Genomic DNA, 16,243 nt, shown 5'->3' on the forward strand with positions numbered 1-16,243 from the left:
ACAGTCTAGTATTTAATTTATTTTGATTTTTATCAAATTCACCGAGAACTTTATGACAAATGCTAATCAGTTGCCACAACAGCTAAGCTACAAAAAATATTTGATTTGGCTGATCCCCTTTATTGCACTGATCGCTTTGGTGGTATTAATGAAAGCATCTGGCAATGGGCAGACTCAGCAAGCTCCCACTGAGGCTAAAAAACTATTAGTGAATGTTATGCCTATTGAATGGCATGAGCAATATGTGCAAAAACGTTTAGTTGTTGGGCGTGCAGAAGCCCCGCAAACGGCAGCTATAGGTTTTGATTTATCTGGCTCTGTGGTGGATATATTGGTGGATGAAGGGCAAGTGGTGGTCGCAGGAGAAATACTCGCTAAAATAGACGACCAAAGACTTAGGGCGCAAATGAGTGAGTTATCTGCCATTTTAAATCGCGCTGAATCTGAAGCTAATTTGGCGGAGCTTTCACTTAAGCGAGTGGTTGAACTGGTAGATAAAAAACTTGAGTCAGCTCAGCGATTAGACGAATCAAGAGAGTCAGTTAATGCCGCCAACGCTTTTGTCGATGAAATTGTTGCCCGTAAACAAACGTTATTAGTTGAAATAGGGAAAACCAAGTTGTTGGCACCTTTTGACGGCAGTGTTGTTAGCCGCTTAGTTGATAAGGGTACTGTAGTTGCTGCTGGGCAAACGTTGTTTAATTTTCAGCAAAACGGTCACTTGGAGGTAAGGTTTGCCCTTTCAGCCGATCATGTGAACAAGTTTACCCTAGATCAAGTGATGACTCTGTCCACTCAAACCAATCGAGTATTAGGTAAAATTAAATCTATTGCTCAGCAGCGCAGATTAGATACTCGCACAGTTGATGTCATCGTTAGTTTGACCGAGCAAAACGTGTCAATTTTACCAGGTGACTTGTTACATATTGATATCAGTAGTGACATCAATGCTCAAGGTTTTTGGGTGCCACGCAAAGCCTTAGTTAGTGGTGTTAGAGGGTTGTGGAGTCTGTTTACCGTTGAAGTCATTGATGGCGAGCACCAATTAGTGACTAAACTGGTTGAAATGGTGTATGCAGATGACAAAAAAAGTTTTGTGCGGGGTGCTCTGCAAGATGGGGTGCCAGTGGTGATTGAAGGTGTTCAACGCCTAGTACCCGGGCAAAAAGTGTTAATCAATGACAACACTCATACAATGACTAGCCCCATGTTAGGTTCATTGTAATGTCACCGCAAATACCGCATAACAATCAGCAGCAATACCCTTGGTATAGCCTGTTCTTTCGCAATGGGCATCTGTTAGTGTTAAGTATTATGGTGTTAGTGGTGGCAGGATTGTCTGCGATTAATAACATTCCGCGCTTAGAAGATCCCAGAATAGATACCCGCAATGTATTAGTCATTACGCCATATCTAGGCGCTTCAGCTGAGCGCGTTGAAGCATTAGTTACAGATGTGATTGAAGATGAACTTAGACAGCTACATGAAATAAATGAAATAAACTCTACTTCACGCTCTGGTACCTCTGTTGTTTCTATTGAATTGCAGGCATGGGTAGACAATAGCAGCAACGAACAAATTTTTTCGAAAATCCGTGATGGATTAGGTAACGCTAAACTCAAGTTTCCTCAAGGAGCAGGTGATCCCTTTCTTGATGAGCGCAGGGGAGCCACTGCTTTCACCTTATTAGTCGGTTTACAAGCTGCACCGGGCTATACAACACCTCTGTCTATTATCAGTCGCATGGCAGACCATTTATCCGACCAACTGCGGAATGTGCCGGGTACTGAGTTGGTCAGAATATACGGAGAGCTAGACGAGGAAATCCAAGTCACCATTAACCCACAACAATTAACCAGTTCAGGGTTAACTATTGCCCAGGCCAGTGCTCTGATTGCTGGAGCCGATCCTAAAGTTCCGGCTGGAATGATGTACTCAACTGAACAAAACATGCGCATGCAGGTTGCACAAGAGTTAGACAGTGTATCCACCATTAGAGACTTACCATTACGTGCGTCCGAACAAGGTGGGTATTTGCGCATAGGTGACATAGCAACAGTAGAAAAGGGGGCGCGTTTACCGGTTAATGACATCGGTTTGGTCAATGGACAACAGGTGATATTTGTTGCTTCAAGGATGCAAACCACTTTACGAGTGGATACCTGGACAAAAAATGCTAAAGAGATTGTTGATAAATTTAATAACCAATATGGTGGCAGTGTTCAGGCGAATATCGTGTTTGAACAAAATTCCTATACTGAAACTCGCTTATCTGAATTAACCATCAACTTGCTGCTTGGTAGTTTAGTGGTTATGGCAGTTGTGTTTATCTTTATGGGCATAAAGGCGTCATGGATAGTAGGTTTATCTCTACCATTGTGTGCCGCTTTCGCGATTTTTTCACTTAGCTTTTTTGATGAGCAAATTCATCAAATGTCGATATTTGGCATTATCATCGCTATTGGTTTATTAATTGATAACGCGATTGTGATTACCGATGAAATTAGAAGCAAATTAGTTAACCCTGATATCAGCCGTATCGATGCGTTAACACAAAGTATTCAACATTTATTTGTACCTCTATTAGCATCCACTTTGACCACCATTTTAGGCTTTATGCCGATTTTTTTGTTGCCGGGTAATATTGGTGACTTTATTGGATCTATTGCTATTAGCGTAGTGATGGCACTGATTGGCTCACTGTTTATTTCACTGACGATTATAGCGGCACTCGCCGCTCGATTTTTACCCAGAAAGTTAGATGTGTCATCGGCTTGGTATTCCATTGGTATTCAAGCTCCATCTATTAGTCTTGGCTACAGGAATGCACTTGAAAAAGCACTGAAAAGACCTTTGATAGGTGTATTGGCTTGTATTGCCATTTCGGTTTCTGGATTTATTTTGGCTGGGCAATTAGGCAATGTGTTTTTCCCTAGCGCTGACAGAGATCAATTTGAAATTTACTTGTGGATGCCAGAGGGTACAGCAATTAATGAGACTCAAATTGTAGTTAATAGTGTGGATGAACTGATCCGTAAAAAGCCACAAGTGGCACAACTTAGTTGGTTAGTGGGTGGGTCATTTCCATCTGTTTATTATAACCAAGTCATGAATAAAGATAATTCGTCCCACTACGCAAATGGCGTGGTTAAAGCAAAAAGTGTATCTGACGCCAAAGTACTGATAGGACAACTGCAAACTGAATTAGATCAGGCCTTTCCACAAAGTAAAATTGTAGTACGTGCATTTGGCCAAGGACCGCCCATATCGGCTCCGGTAGGATTAAAAATATTTGGGCCAGATATCAATACCTTAAACCTTCTAGGTGAACAAGTTAGGTTGGCAATGTCACAAGTGCCGGGGATATCCCATTCCATTGCTTCCGTTACTTTTGGTGAGCCTGAGTGGGTCCTTGAAGCAACACAAGATGCCAGTAAGATGGCAGGTATGTCGTTAGTTGAAATTGCCGAACAATTACAATATGCATTGGACGGAAAAGTAGGTGGCTCAATATTAGAAGGAACCGAAGAAATTCCTATAAGAATTCGTGTTGGAGACGATTTTAGGGGCGAACTCGCGAAGATCCAGAGCTTACCTTTGTTGAGTGAAAAACTCATTCGCCAAGGTGTGTGGATGCCAGTATCTGCCTTAGGTGATTTTCGATTAAAACCAACCGTGGCTGGTATTACCCGACAAAACGGTGAACGAGTCAATAATGTCGAGGCATTCTTACTACCCGGTGCCACAGCAATCGATGTGGGTGAGCAAGTATTAAAAAGCCTAGAAAATATGAATTTTATTATGCCCAAAGGGTATCGTTTCAAAATGGCTGGCGATGCTGACGAACAACAGGAGGCGTTAGGCCAATTAGCAACATACGCTCCTGTTTTGTTAGTTTTAATGATTACCACCCTGATATTATCATTTCGTAGTCTGAGATTAGCCTTAGTGATAGGGTCTGTAGCGGTTTTATCCGTAGGCTTAGGCATGTTTAGTCTTTGGCTTTCGGGGTTACCTATTGGTTTTAACCCGTTGTTAGGTTGTGCTGGGCTTATCGGTGTCGCTATTAATGGATCAATTGTGGTTATTGCTGCGATTAATGCCAATCCACAAGCAAAAGCTGGAAATATAAGTCAAATTGTTGAAGAAACTATGGGGTGTAGTCGACATATTTTGTCTACTACCTTCACGACTGTTGGTGGTTTCATCCCTTTGTTATTGTTTAGTGAGGGCACTTTCTGGCCACCACTAGCCGTAGTCTTGGCCGGAGGTGTAGGCTTTTCGATTATTTTATCCTTAGTTTTCACGCCTTTAGTTGTATCTAGATTAAATAGACCAGCACAAAGTACCTAGCGAATACATCAATGTGATTAGTCTTAGGGGAATATGTCAGGAGATAAATGAAGAGACTTCTGTTGCTTGATATCTCATTTGCAAGGTAGGATTAAAACCTAGAAAGTAGTGTTGAGTGATAAAATGAAATCCGTGTGGAAATCTCAGATTAGCTGGTGGCATACTGATTGTATAAAGTGCAAACGGATTCGCGCCTTGGTGATTTGGGCAATGTTCACTTGTATTATTTATCTTTGGCTTTGGGGATAAACAGATTCGATGCAAGACATAATTGAAATCAGGAGTCATGCCAAACGCAATGTGATTGTCAGTGTATTGATTGGCATTGTTGGCTTGTGTTTAGCTAGTATTGCCTTCTCAGTGCTCCCTAAATCGCTGTACTTGATTGGAATATTTTTGACCAGTGCGTCACTCGTGGCATTACTCATTGCTTGGGTTAAATATAGAGAGCCACAGTTCAGCTTTTTGCTTTCTAGGGAGTCTATTCTTTACAAACATCGACATGGTCAATGGCAGCTTGATTGGAGTAATATTCAGAGAGTGGATGTACCTAGAGTCTCTCATGGGGCAGACTACAAATCGCTGGAGATGGTGGCGATTAAGATAAAAGACTATTCAGTCTTTTTGGAAAAAGTATCCCCACGGTTAATGACTAATATTTTAATGGAACAACGTCCATTACTTTTTCATGAATTGTCCGCGTCTAAAGACTGCGCCACTGGAAATTGTCATAGTGACGATATGTTAGAGCACGATTATTTTAAGGATAGCAATGGAATAGAGTACAAAGGTATTCGAGCTATGTTTGCTAACCGTATGACAAAGTTAAGAGCACGTTTAGGTTATGATCTTTTTGTTGCTGGCTCTGAATTGGATCGTACCGAGCAGGAATTTGTCGATTTGTTGCGGCAATGTCAGCAACGAGTATTAACGGTTTCAAGTTAATATGCTGAGCATCATTCACTCTCAACACTGATATTAAATTATTTTCGCTTGTTCAACTGCCAATAATAGATTGAGAGATTCACTCTTTAATCTACTGACTCTCAATTTCGCAAGCTCAATTTGCTTAAGTTTTAATGCGCTTTCCATATCACTGCACAGTGTTAGCATAGCTGGCACACCTGTATAACAACATGCGCCGTGTAATTGATGTACCTTTGCCTGCATCTCAACATAATCTTCGACTTGGTTGGCTTGTTCTATTGACTCCACCCACTGTGGCAACTGTTGCACAAATTGTTGCAAAATGTCCTTAGCTGCATCCTCATTTTGATGAGCGCGCTTTAATGCGAGTGACCAGTCAAAGCTTAGTTGTTCTTCGCTAATCGGGTCCGCGATCAAACACCAGCGTTTAATCAAGTCTATTAAGTCCGATAAGTTGATAGGTTTAGGTAAGTAATCATCCATTCCAGAAGCAAGTAATTTATCTTGCTCTTCTTTAAATGCATGAGCGGTGACAGCAATAATCGGTGTGCCTAAATTTAAGTCTGTTTGGCGGATCTGTTTGGTGGCTTCTAAGCCGTCCATGTGTGGCATCTGCACGTCCATGAGGATCAAATCAAATTCATTATCTTTGCATTGTGAAACTGCATCTGCGCCACTAAAAGCCAAGGTAAGTTGTAAATTAGTGTTTTTTAGCCAAGTAGTGAGTAGCCGTAAATTGATTTCCAGATCATCAACAGCTAACACTTTGGCACTGGGTAATGTGGCTAAACGTTGTTGTAATTTGTCAGTGGGACTTTCTTCAGGGGCACGCAACAAACTGTTCAGTTTGCCTAAGGTCAATGGCAGGCGCATTTGGTGTGAAAAATATTGCGACAGATCGCTACGGTTTGATAATGACTCGATGCCAGAATACAACAATACGGCATTATCTGCATCTAGGTGTCGCGTAGCCTCTAAAATGTTGGGAAGAATATTTTCTTTGTTGTTAGGTACACAAATAAACACTAAATCATAATGCTGCTTTAATTCTCTTAGGTAAGCTAATGATTCGACGCCAGTTACACTTGCACCTAAGTATGTGAGTATCTTTACACCACAATAGCGAGACTGTGGAAAAGGGTCAAAATAAATGATTTTTTTATCAAGCCATTCACTGTCTGGACTGAGTGAAAGATTAGTATTAAGCAGGTTGGATCTGATTGTCACGGTAAAAATACTGCCAGAGTGAGGCGTACTTTGTAGCGTGAGTTCGCCGCGCATTAGCTTGACTAGTTCTTGACAGATTACCAAGCCTAAACCCGTGCCTTGGTATGATCGGCTCAAGGCGTCCTCAACTTGTGAGAAAGCTGCAAAAAGTTTTCTTTGGTCTTCGCGGCTGATGCCTATACCAGAATCTTCAATTTTAAGTACAAGTTCGTAAATGCCATGCTCTCGCTCTTTTCCATAGACCGAAAGACTCACAAAACCATGGTCAGTGAATTTGAGCGCGTTCCCTAAAAGGTTGTTCAAAACCTGCTTAATTCGGTAACTATCACCAATCAGTTTTTCAGGCAAAGGTTCTAAGTTGTATATAAATTCCAAATTTTTAAGGTGAGCAGACTTGGCCATGACACTAACCATATCTTCTAACATTTCGTTTGGTGAAAAAGGGTGGTTGTTGATTTTTAACTTACCGGCTTCGATTTTAGAAAAATCCAACACATCATTAACAATGCTTAACAAGTTATCTGCCGCAGCGTTGATAATACTGACCTGTTCTTGTTTTTCTGGGGGTAATGAATCTGAGTGTAACTCTCTACTGAAGCCTAATATGGCATTCAGGGGAGTGCGTATTTCATGACTCATGTTGGCTAAAAATTTTGACTTAACGTTGCTCGCTGCAATAGCGTCTTTGCGAGCAATATCTAAACGCACATTTTGCTCTTCAACTAGTTCAATATTATTTCTTAAGTCATCTGTAGTTTGTTCCACTTCATGCTCTAACTGGTAACGGCTTTTGTCCATAATGGCTAGGGAAAATAAACCTGCTTCAATGAAAACGCCAAATTGAAAACAATAAGCAGTAAAGAAATTTGAAGGTAAAAGAGTCATCAAACTCAATATGGCGATAAGTGCAAAACTGGCTAATATACTCCATGCAAAAATAAAATAACGAGCGGCATAAAACTGATTACCATAACTTTCAAAACCAGCGTAGGTGCAGCTTGCAATGGTTATTATGCTTGTTAGGTAAACTAAACTACCCACCCAAACTGGGGGTAATATGTACAATATCGACAATAGCCCCAAAGTCGTTAATAGGCCTATACAAATTTTAATATAAACCAACGAATTAGGTGCTGATTTAGACATTTCTAAAAAAGAAATAGTAAATAAGCCAGAAAAGATCCCAATGATTATGTAGATTAAATCTGTATGAGAACTGGCCCAAGTAGTTATAGCGCTGGGCATCAACAAGTGTAAATGGCCACCCCAAACAAACTGCCAGATAAGAATGGAACAAATATAACCCACGTATGCCAGCAAACAATTATCTCTTATTCCCACATACAAAATCAGGTTGTATAGGGCCAACATGATAAGCCCACCGTAAAACAGACCCCATATAAGGTTGTCATAAAAATTTATTCGTTCGTGGTGCGCTTCAGTTTGGATATCTACTGGGGCTAATAATGCAGTGCGTTGACTCTCTATGCGCACATATAAATCGATGGTTTGTGCATAGGGCAAATCTAGTTTTAAGGTTGGAAAACGATATCTAGGGTTTGAACGGATTTTACCGTGACTAGTTGTACCTAGCACTTCATCACCAAGCATTACGTAGATATCCACTTTTTCCAGCTGAGTAAACCCAACATCAATGACCCATTGTTTATTCTCGGTAACATTACTGATAGTGGTATGCAGCCAAATACCTTTATCGGAAAAGCCATAGTTTGGATTGTCACCGTGTTGCCAAACAAACTCACCAAGTCTTTGTTTGATGTCGAATAGCCCGAGTGGATTATCTGTTTCTCGAAAAACCTTTAATTGAGGTGATAATCTGATAACGTCATTAGTCGCAATTAACTGAACTTCCCCTTGTGCGATTGCCCATAAAGGTAGAGATATCAATGCTAAAAGTGAAAATCTGCAAACGCGAAGAAACATCTAATTCAGTCAGTGTGGGAGATAATGAACCACATTAAAGCATCCGACTAATACTTATGGCAAACGTTAGCTTTATTTTGATGGGCAAAGATAAACTTAGGTGATGTAATCAGTACCATTTATAGGGTAATCTATTAAACAGAGTAATGAAGTATTAAGGCATTATTCACTTTTAACCTGCAATTTAAAACAAGAATAAGTGGTGTAAACAGTCAAACATGAGTCAAGAAACCATTATCAATAAAGATGGCATCGAACAATTAACGATGCGTCGATTCACTGAAGAATCTTACTTAAATTATTCCATGTACGTCATTATGGACAGAGCATTGCCGCATATTGGTGATGGTTTGAAGCCGGTGCAAAGGCGTATTGTTTATGCTATGTCTGAGCTGGGTCTGAATAACGGAGCTAAGTATAAAAAATCGGCACGAACAGTCGGCGACGTACTTGGTAAATTTCACCCCCATGGTGACTCCGCCTGTTATGAAGCCATGGTGTTGATGGCTCAGCCGTTTTCTTATCGGTATCCATTGGTTGATGGACAAGGTAATTGGGGGGCGCCAGATGATCCTAAATCTTTCGCCGCGATGCGTTATACCGAATCTCGATTATCTAAATTCAGTGAGGTTCTGTTAACCGAGTTAGGTCAAGGCACGGTTGATTGGCAGCCGAATTTTGATGGTACTTTAGACGAACCTAAAGTACTTCCGGCCCGCTTACCGCATATATTATTAAATGGTATCACCGGTATCGCTGTGGGTATGGCCACTGATATTCCTCCTCATAATGTGCGTGAAGTCGCCAGTGCTTGTGCCCATTTATTAGATAACAGCAAAGCCGAATTACACGAGTTATTGGAATTTGTAAAAGGACCAGATTACCCAACAGACGCTGAAATCATCACACCAAAGGCTGACATTACTAAGATTTACGAAACTGGCCGTGGTTCAATCAGAATGCGCGCAGTATACGCTGAGGACCATGGCGATATTATTATCACCGCGCTGCCTCATCAAGCATCGGGTGGCAAAATTCTTGAACAAATTGCTGCACAAATGCAAGCCAAAAAGTTACCCATGGTCAGTGATTTACGTGACGAGTCAGATCACGAAAACCCAACTCGTTTGTTGATTACACCGCGGTCCAATCGTGTTGATGTAGAACAACTGATGCAACATTTGTTTGCCACTACAGATTTAGAAAAAAGCTATAGAGTTAATATCAATATGATTGGCTTAGATGGCCGTCCACAAGTCAAAGACTTGCGGATGATATTAACCGAGTGGTTGATCTTTAGAAAAGACACAGTGGTACGCAGGTTGCAGTTTAGATTAGATAAAGTTCTTGCCAGACTGCACATTCTTGAAGCTTTAATGATTGCATTTTTGAATATTGACGAAGTCATTCGCATTATTCGCTACGAAGAAAAGCCTAAACAGCAATTAATGGCTCAGTTTAATTTATCGGATATTCAAGCCGAAGCCATACTCGATTTAAAACTTCGTCACCTTGCTAAATTGGAAGAGGTAAAAATCCAAGCTGAGCAAGAAGAGCTTGCCAAAGAGCGAGATGCGCTGCAGTTATTGTTAGGCTCTGATAAACGTTTAAAGACGCTGATCAAAAAGGAAATATTAGAAGCAGCAGAATTATATGGTGATGATAGGCGCTCACCTATTGTTGCACGAGGTGAATCTAAAGCCTTGTCTGAAAAAGAGCTCATTCCTTCGGAAGCGGTCACAGTGGTCCTGTCTGAAAAAGGCTGGGCACGATGTGCTAAAGGCCATGATGTGGATGTTGAAGGTTTAAGTTACAAAGCCGGAGATGGCTATCAGGCCAGTGCTAAAGGGCGCAGTAATCAACAAGTTGTATTTTTCGATTCTTCAGGTAGGGCATTCTCCTGTGATGCTCATGGATTACCTTCAGCCCGAAGCCAAGGAGAACCCTTGACCGGCCGATTTAATATAGTCAGCGGCGAAAATGTTGAACATATGGTGATGGGCAATGACGAGCAGCAGTATTTAATGGCATCTGATGCCGGCTATGGTTTTGTCGGTAAATTCAGCGACATGGTGAGTAAAAACAAAGCAGGGAAAGCTTATTTATCCCTGTCTTCAGCGGCTAAAATTATTGGCCCCCAGCCTGTGTATGATCTGAAAACTGATTGGTGTCTGGCTATTTCGAACGAAGGTAGAATGTTAATGTTTCCGCTACGAGATTTACCGAGTTTAGGTAAAGGTAAAGGTAACAAACTGCTGAGTCTTCCGTCAGCAAAAGTAGCCTCCAGAGAAGAGTTTGTCAGCGTGTTAGCTGTGGTACCCCAAGGAGCTAACGTTAAAATTTTAGCAGGTAAAAGAGGTATGACTTTAACCGCGGCTGACCTTGCTCACTATCAAGGAGATCGGGGAAGACGAGGAAATAAACTCCCTCGGGGTCTACAACGGGTGGATGGAGTTGAAGTCGAAAAAACTGGAATAGCTCCTACCCACATAGAGGAAACCGATCCTGCAGATGGTAATGATTTAGACTTACCTACTTAATAACACAGCTGCTGCTAAATGGATGAAGGGTTTCATCCGCTTTCCTTTGCCACTCTATTTAGCCATCACACTTTTTTATTTTATTAAATTAGGTCCAAGATATTTGTTTCTGGATTAAACCTTCAGATTATTTAGGCTCAATTTCTCGTACATGTCGTTTAACCGATAACAAAGAGCCAGCCAAACCTAGAAAAACCGAGAGGCCTAACATCCACAGGAAGGTAGAGAAGTCAGCACCGGTTAAGTTGAAGCTCTTTTGATATAATTCGCTGACTGCACTCACACTGCTGCTCATCCACCATAAAAGTAATATCACTGCTATCCACGCTAGCAAACCACCTAAAAATCCATACCAAAACCCAGTGTACATAAAGGGTCTTTGGATAAAGGCATCGGTGGCACCCACTAATTTCATGACTAAAATTTCGTCTTTTTTACTAAGAATGTTGAGTCTTATTGTATTACCAATAATGAGTACCACTGCTAGAAATAGCAAAAGAGCAATCACTGTGACTAAATCTTTGACTACATTAAGCAAAGCATGTAGTCGCTCAAGCCATTCAATATCTAGCTTACCCACATCAACTTCTCTTTCGTCTCGCAGCTTATCTAACAGCAAGCGAGCGGCGACAGGACTAGCATGACGGCTGGTGGGTGTGACGAGTAACACATTAGGCAATGGATTTTTATCTAAGTAAGCAATAGCATCACCAAAGCCAGACAATTGCTTAAATTCATCCAGTGCTTGGTCAGCTGAAATATAGTTGATTGAATCAATTTCTGGCCAAAGCTGAATACGTTTTAGAAGTTGTTCAATGTCTCCCTGACTGACTTTTTCCTTTAAAAATAAAGAGATTTGAGATGCTTGCTCCCAACCAGAACTGACATTTTCGGCATTTTTTACCATAACGTAGAGCGTGCTAGGTAAAGTGATGCTTAAACCTAATACCCCAATTGTCATCAGTGATGCTGCTTTTGAGCGCCATAGTTCACCTAAGCTACCTAGTGCCTGTCTGAAATGACTGATAAAAAACATCAAAAAACGTTGATAGGCAGATATTTGCGAAATTTGTGCGCCTTGCACTCGACCTTTAAACAAGATGCTCATTTACTTAACCTCATTAGTGAGCGAGCCAATGCTGGGCTAAGCAAACAAAAAAATACATAGATTTACACATAAAGTTCGTCACTTTGAAATTCATCTGTTAGGCCATCGGTTATCATCTGGCCTTGTTTGAGTGTGAGTGTTCTATATTTCATACGTGCAATCAGTCCAAGGTCGTGGGTCGCAATAAATACGGATACACCCGCTTGGTTAAAATCCTCAAATAAACGAATAATCTCCATGGATAATTTGGGATCTAAATTACCTGTTGGTTCATCGGCTAATAATAAAGGGGGTTTGTTCACTACGGCTCGGGCAATACCCACTCTTTGTTGTTCACCACCTGACAACATGGCGGGTAGATTTTTGACTTTGTCACTTAGACCTACCATTTCTAAGGCAGCATGGACTCGTTTCGCGGTTTCTTTGTGAGAATAACCTTCAATAATCAAAGGTAACGCCACATTGTCAAACACACTTTTGTCCATTAATAACTGGTGGCTTTGAAAAATCATCCCTATGTCACGGCGGATGTAGGCAATTTGTTTACGTTGAATGTTGCTCAGGTCATGACCATTGATTAACACTTTACCCACAGTGGGCCGTTCCATAATGGATATGAGTTTCAGCAAGGTGCTTTTTCCGGCACCTGAGTGCCCGGTTAAAAATGCCATCTCACCTGGTTCAATATGGAAATCGACCTTTCTTAAGGCTTGTTGTCCGCCTGGATAGGTTTTACTGACTTGTTCAAACTTGATCATAAGTGGCTTATTTCGACTGTTCTTGCTGACTGCCAGACTCTGAAAATAACGCATTAACAAAATCTTGGCTATTAAATGGTCTCAAATCGTCAATGCCTTCGCCAATGCCGACATAACGAATAGGAATATCAAATTGATCAGCAATAGCAAATATAACCCCACCTTTTGCAGTACCGTCCAATTTAGTTAAACTAATACCGGTTAAGCCAACTGCTTGATTGAATAACTTGGTTTGGCTTACCGCATTTTGTCCGGTGCCTGCATCTAGGGTAAGCATTATTTCGTGAGGAGCTTCGGGTGCAATTTTTTTGATTACTCGTACTACTTTCTTCAATTCTTCCATTAAGTGTTCTTTGTTTTGCAAGCGCCCGGCTGTATCGGCAATTAATACATCGATATTTTTTGCCTTGGCTGACTGAAATGCATCAAAGATAACCGACGCACTGTCGGAACCTGTTTGTTGTGCAACCACTGGAATGTTATTACGTTCGCCCCAAATTTGTAGCTGTTCAACAGCCGCGGCTCTGAAGGTATCACCGGCTGCCAACATAACTTTCTTACCTTGTTGCTGGAATTGTTTAGCCATTTTTCCAATAGTGGTGGTTTTACCTACACCATTGACGCCGACCATTAAAATGACAAATGGGCCGGACTTAGTTTCGAGCGTTAAGGGGGATTCCACTTTCTTTAATATATCGGCCATTTGCTCTTTTAGTAATTGATATAGAGCATCGCCGTCTTTTAATTGTTTGCGATCTGAGCTTTCGGTTAGCTGCTTAATGATTTTGACTGTGGTGTCCATACCCACATCAGCCACTAACAATTGTGTTTCTAATTCTTCAAATAAGTCATCATCAATGGCTTTACCACGAAATAAACTAACAATACCGCTACCGATACTTTCTTTAGTCCGGGACAGGCCACGTTTTAATTTACCAAAAAAACCCGAGTTTTCAGTTTCTTGTGGTTCAGTAGAGGGTTTATCTGAAGCTATTATTGTTGGTTTATTGTTTGCCAATGATGTGTTTTCGATTAGTGGAGCATGTTCAATAACAGACTCAGTGACAAGAACATCGGTCTCTGATTTTAATTTGGGCTCAACAAACTCTTGGCCTTTATTTAGTAAATTATCGGAGTCATTTACTAAATAAGAATGATCGTTTTCTGGTGCTGTTGAATCCGCCTCTATCACCTTTGGAATTTGATCATGAGGCTCTAAAAGACTCGTAATGCTAGTGTGTTCCGGTTGCGTTTTTTCATCCGTTTTTGTCATTGACGCATTGAATTCAGAACTATTATTCTTTATTAATTCCGATTCTGTATTGACTTGTTCATCTGTCGTTTGAAGAGGGGGGTTATTATCGACAGGAGACTCTTCTTGTTGCTTATCTTTTTTGAGCCATTTGAAAAACTTTGACATACCGGTGAGAAATCCTAGGTAATTGGGTAAACTATTTAAATCATTTCTTAATAATAGCATTTCTATACCAAATGAAGCGAGGCGAAAAACGTTCATCAAAGAGCAGCGTAACAGTTAGCTCAAAACCTAGTGGCACAGTGCGAATTATCAGTGGGCGTTTTCGTGGACGTAAACTGCCAGTTCTCGATGTTCAGGGCTTACGTCCAACTACAGATAAAAATAGGGAAATGTTATTTAGTTGGCTGATGCCCTATACCTTAGATGCAAGGTGTTTAGACGCATTTGCTGGTAGTGGTGGATTGGGGTTTGAGGCTTTGTCTCGCTATGGGAAAAGTTGTACTTTTATTGAGTTACATAAAAACGCAGCAAAACAAGTGGCAGAAAATATTCAATTATTAGACTTATCTGCCCAGCAGGCACAAATTATACAAGGCGATACGTTGGAAACGTTAAATCACTTGAGTCAGGCATATGAGTTGATTTTCCTAGACCCACCTTTTAATCAAAACCTACTTCCTCAAACCATCCAACGTATAGATAAAAATGGTTTGTTATCTATCGATGGAGTTATATATATCGAATGTGAAGGCCAAGGCGTAAGTTATTCAGTACCTGGAAATTGGCAATTGATTAAAGAAAAGCGTAGTACACAGATTTTGGCCAGAGTGTATCAACGCAATAGCTGATCTTATTTAACCTGAACTCTGGTTAAAATTGCCGCTTCCCTTAAATTAATTACAATAATAACAGTATGTTAGAGAGTATGATTTATATTTCTAACCCTATGTTGCTCATCCCTTCTGCGGTGGCTAATTGCTTCAACTGCTTACAGCTTTCTGCATTTTTTGCACACTTCGATAATAAGAGTAATAATTCTTGTTGCGTTTCAATTTCCCACTGCATTAACGGATGTTGTTTAATATCTAAGTCGCTGACTTCCTCTTCAGTGCTCGCTTCGATAAACGCTTCTACCCCACCTTGAGATAGTTTGCTCACGACTACTGCCCCTTGAGGGTCTTCGCCTTGGATCAGCAAAATAGTCGCAGACAGTGACATCGCCATGTCGATTGCGGGATATACACCATAATTATCAAAGTCGCTGGCATCAGGGACTGCGTCTTCTACTTTCTCTAATTGGGCGGCAAAATTTATTTTGGCTTTGGGTACAGCTAACCATTCCCAAATTGCGTTTAGACTATTGCGATATTGCGCAGGATCAGCAAATTCTGTGGCCTCACAAAACAGCACATAGTTGGGTAACATTCGCTCTAAAAGTGTAGCTGAAAAGGCTACCGCATACCAACCTTCTAGTTCTCTAACTTGTTGGAATATATTTAGTTTTTTGTTCAAAATTAGTCTCATTAATATTTTTACGAAGCGCTCATCCCTTGATACAAGCTCAAAGCAAAAGTGTCTTCAACTACGTTACCCAAATGAATAATATTTACCTATCCCATCCAATAACATTTGGATCGAAATCATTATCAGGATCATACCCATCAGGCTCTCTATGGCAGTTAATCCTCTTTCACCTAATAGTTTATAACATCTCACCCTTATGCCCTAAAATTAGTTTTAATTTCAATAACTTGATCATTTAATAATAAAGTACGAAGATATATGTAATTTTTATCCATATTAATAGATGACAGTTTGTAAATAGCAATATGCACACTTTGCGCTTTACGAATACGTCATTAAATATCATTAGAAAATAAGAGGAGTAACCAATGAGTCTGATGACTGTCGAGCAAGTAGCTGAGTTTCTTGGTGTTCAAGATGTAAGAGTGGAAAGACTGGAAAGAGAAAGCCTTTTACCTGCTGCTGATAAAGATGCTGATGGAAATCCTCTTTTTGCAAAAGAGGCGGTAGAAAAATATAAGGTACTTGCTGAGCGTTTAGGAGGCTTGTAACTTGTTTTATAAATCGAAAAGGCGGGTGAGATCATTAACCGCCCCTTCGATGT

The 16,243-nt window shown here is 40.6% G+C and carries 11 protein-coding genes and 1 pseudogene; 6 read left to right on the forward strand and 6 right to left on the reverse strand.

The window, feature by feature from the left end; translation table 11 throughout:
• Nucleotides 1–52 precede the first annotated feature (52 nt).
• The 3 genes from CXF95_RS18195 (at nt 53) to CXF95_RS18205 (ending at nt 5,298) form a co-directional block, all read left to right on the forward strand.
• Nucleotides 53–1,225 (forward strand): efflux RND transporter periplasmic adaptor subunit, encoded by a 1,173-nt coding sequence (locus tag CXF95_RS18195; RefSeq protein ID WP_101199985.1) that lies wholly within the window; start codon nt 53–55, stop codon nt 1,223–1,225.
• The gene (locus CXF95_RS18200; RefSeq protein ID WP_101199986.1) at nt 1,225–4,353 is read left to right on the forward strand and encodes an efflux RND transporter permease subunit; all 3,129 of its coding nucleotides are present in this window, start codon (nt 1,225–1,227) and stop codon (nt 4,351–4,353) included. The genes CXF95_RS18195 and CXF95_RS18200 overlap by 1 nt, the downstream gene beginning before the upstream one ends.
• 258 nt (nt 4,354–4,611) lie before the next feature.
• Nucleotides 4,612–5,298, forward strand: coding sequence for a DUF2982 domain-containing protein (locus tag CXF95_RS18205; RefSeq protein WP_101199987.1), 687 nt, complete (start codon nt 4,612–4,614; stop codon nt 5,296–5,298).
• 33 nt (nt 5,299–5,331) lie between these two features.
• Here the strand turns inward: CXF95_RS18205 and CXF95_RS18210 are convergent, their stop codons facing one another.
• Nucleotides 5,332–8,451, reverse strand: a complete 3,120-nt coding sequence (locus CXF95_RS18210) for a hybrid sensor histidine kinase/response regulator (protein WP_232787909.1) — start codon at nt 8,449–8,451, stop codon at nt 5,332–5,334.
• A 218-nt stretch (nt 8,452–8,669) separates the two neighbouring features.
• On the opposite strand from CXF95_RS18210, the gene parC reads away from it, so the two are divergent.
• Nucleotides 8,670–10,991: a DNA topoisomerase IV subunit A gene (parC, locus tag CXF95_RS18215; protein WP_101199988.1), complete on the forward strand. Its 2,322-nt coding sequence runs from the start codon at nt 8,670–8,672 to the stop codon at nt 10,989–10,991.
• A 127-nt stretch (nt 10,992–11,118) separates the two neighbouring features.
• Here parC and ftsX read toward each other — a convergent pair whose 3' ends face one another.
• From ftsX to ftsY, 3 genes are all read right to left on the reverse strand, one after another.
• Nucleotides 11,119–12,099, reverse strand: coding sequence for a permease-like cell division protein FtsX (gene ftsX / locus CXF95_RS18220; protein WP_101199989.1), 981 nt, complete (start codon nt 12,097–12,099; stop codon nt 11,119–11,121).
• Between the two features lie 62 nt (nt 12,100–12,161).
• Entirely contained in the window at nt 12,162–12,857 is a 696-nt protein-coding gene (ftsE, locus tag CXF95_RS18225) for a cell division ATP-binding protein FtsE (protein WP_101199990.1), read from the reverse strand.
• Nucleotides 12,858–12,864: 7 nt separating this feature from the next.
• On the reverse strand, nt 12,865–14,277 hold the full coding sequence (ftsY, locus tag CXF95_RS18230; protein ID WP_101200115.1) for a signal recognition particle-docking protein FtsY: 1,413 nt from the start codon (nt 14,275–14,277) through the stop codon (nt 12,865–12,867).
• A gap of 71 nt (nt 14,278–14,348) precedes the next feature.
• Between ftsY and rsmD the strand changes: the two genes are divergently transcribed.
• Nucleotides 14,349–14,963, forward strand: coding sequence for a 16S rRNA (guanine(966)-N(2))-methyltransferase RsmD (gene rsmD / locus CXF95_RS18235; RefSeq protein ID WP_101199991.1), 615 nt, complete (start codon nt 14,349–14,351; stop codon nt 14,961–14,963).
• 82 nt (nt 14,964–15,045) lie between these two features.
• Here rsmD and CXF95_RS18240 read toward each other — a convergent pair whose 3' ends face one another.
• Both CXF95_RS18240 and CXF95_RS18245 read right to left on the reverse strand, forming a co-directional pair.
• Nucleotides 15,046–15,639: a YjaG family protein gene (locus CXF95_RS18240; RefSeq protein ID WP_101199992.1), complete on the reverse strand. Its 594-nt coding sequence runs from the start codon at nt 15,637–15,639 to the stop codon at nt 15,046–15,048.
• 63 nt (nt 15,640–15,702) lie between these two features.
• Nucleotides 15,703–15,822: pseudogene (locus CXF95_RS18245) on the reverse strand (MarC family protein); the annotation flags it as partial.
• A 185-nt stretch (nt 15,823–16,007) separates the two neighbouring features.
• Between CXF95_RS18245 and CXF95_RS18250 the strand changes: the two are divergent.
• Complete coding sequence (locus tag CXF95_RS18250; RefSeq protein WP_101199993.1) at nt 16,008–16,190, forward strand: helix-turn-helix domain-containing protein; 183 nt, start codon at nt 16,008–16,010, stop codon at nt 16,188–16,190.
• Nucleotides 16,191–16,243 lie beyond the last annotated feature (53 nt).

Origin of the sequence: Paraglaciecola sp. MB-3u-78 (assembly GCF_002835935.1) — a bacterium.
In the GTDB taxonomy this organism is placed as follows: Bacteria; Pseudomonadota; Gammaproteobacteria; order Enterobacterales; family Alteromonadaceae; genus Paraglaciecola.

Bases quoted from the DNA above. Each gene is read 5' to 3' on its own strand.
- ftsX (WP_101199989.1), bottom strand. From the start codon at position 12,099: ATGAGCATCTTGTTTAAAGGTCGAGTGCAAGGCGCACAAATTTCGCAA.
- rsmD (WP_101199991.1), top strand. From the start codon at position 14,349: ATGAAGCGAGGCGAAAAACGTTCATCAAAGAGCAGCGTAACAGTTAGC.
- CXF95_RS18250 (WP_101199993.1), top strand. From the start codon at position 16,008: ATGAGTCTGATGACTGTCGAGCAAGTAGCTGAGTTTCTTGGTGTTCAA.
- CXF95_RS18195 (WP_101199985.1), top strand. From the start codon at position 53: ATGACAAATGCTAATCAGTTGCCACAACAGCTAAGCTACAAAAAATAT.
- ftsY (WP_101200115.1), bottom strand. From the start codon at position 14,277: ATGTCAAAGTTTTTCAAATGGCTCAAAAAAGATAAGCAACAAGAAGAG.
- ftsE (WP_101199990.1), bottom strand. From the start codon at position 12,857: ATGATCAAGTTTGAACAAGTCAGTAAAACCTATCCAGGCGGACAACAA.
- CXF95_RS18200 (WP_101199986.1), top strand. From the start codon at position 1,225: ATGTCACCGCAAATACCGCATAACAATCAGCAGCAATACCCTTGGTAT.
- CXF95_RS18205 (WP_101199987.1), top strand. From the start codon at position 4,612: ATGCAAGACATAATTGAAATCAGGAGTCATGCCAAACGCAATGTGATT.
- parC (WP_101199988.1), top strand. From the start codon at position 8,670: ATGAGTCAAGAAACCATTATCAATAAAGATGGCATCGAACAATTAACG.
- CXF95_RS18210 (WP_232787909.1), bottom strand. From the start codon at position 8,451: ATGTTTCTTCGCGTTTGCAGATTTTCACTTTTAGCATTGATATCTCTA.
- CXF95_RS18240 (WP_101199992.1), bottom strand. From the start codon at position 15,639: ATGAGACTAATTTTGAACAAAAAACTAAATATATTCCAACAAGTTAGA.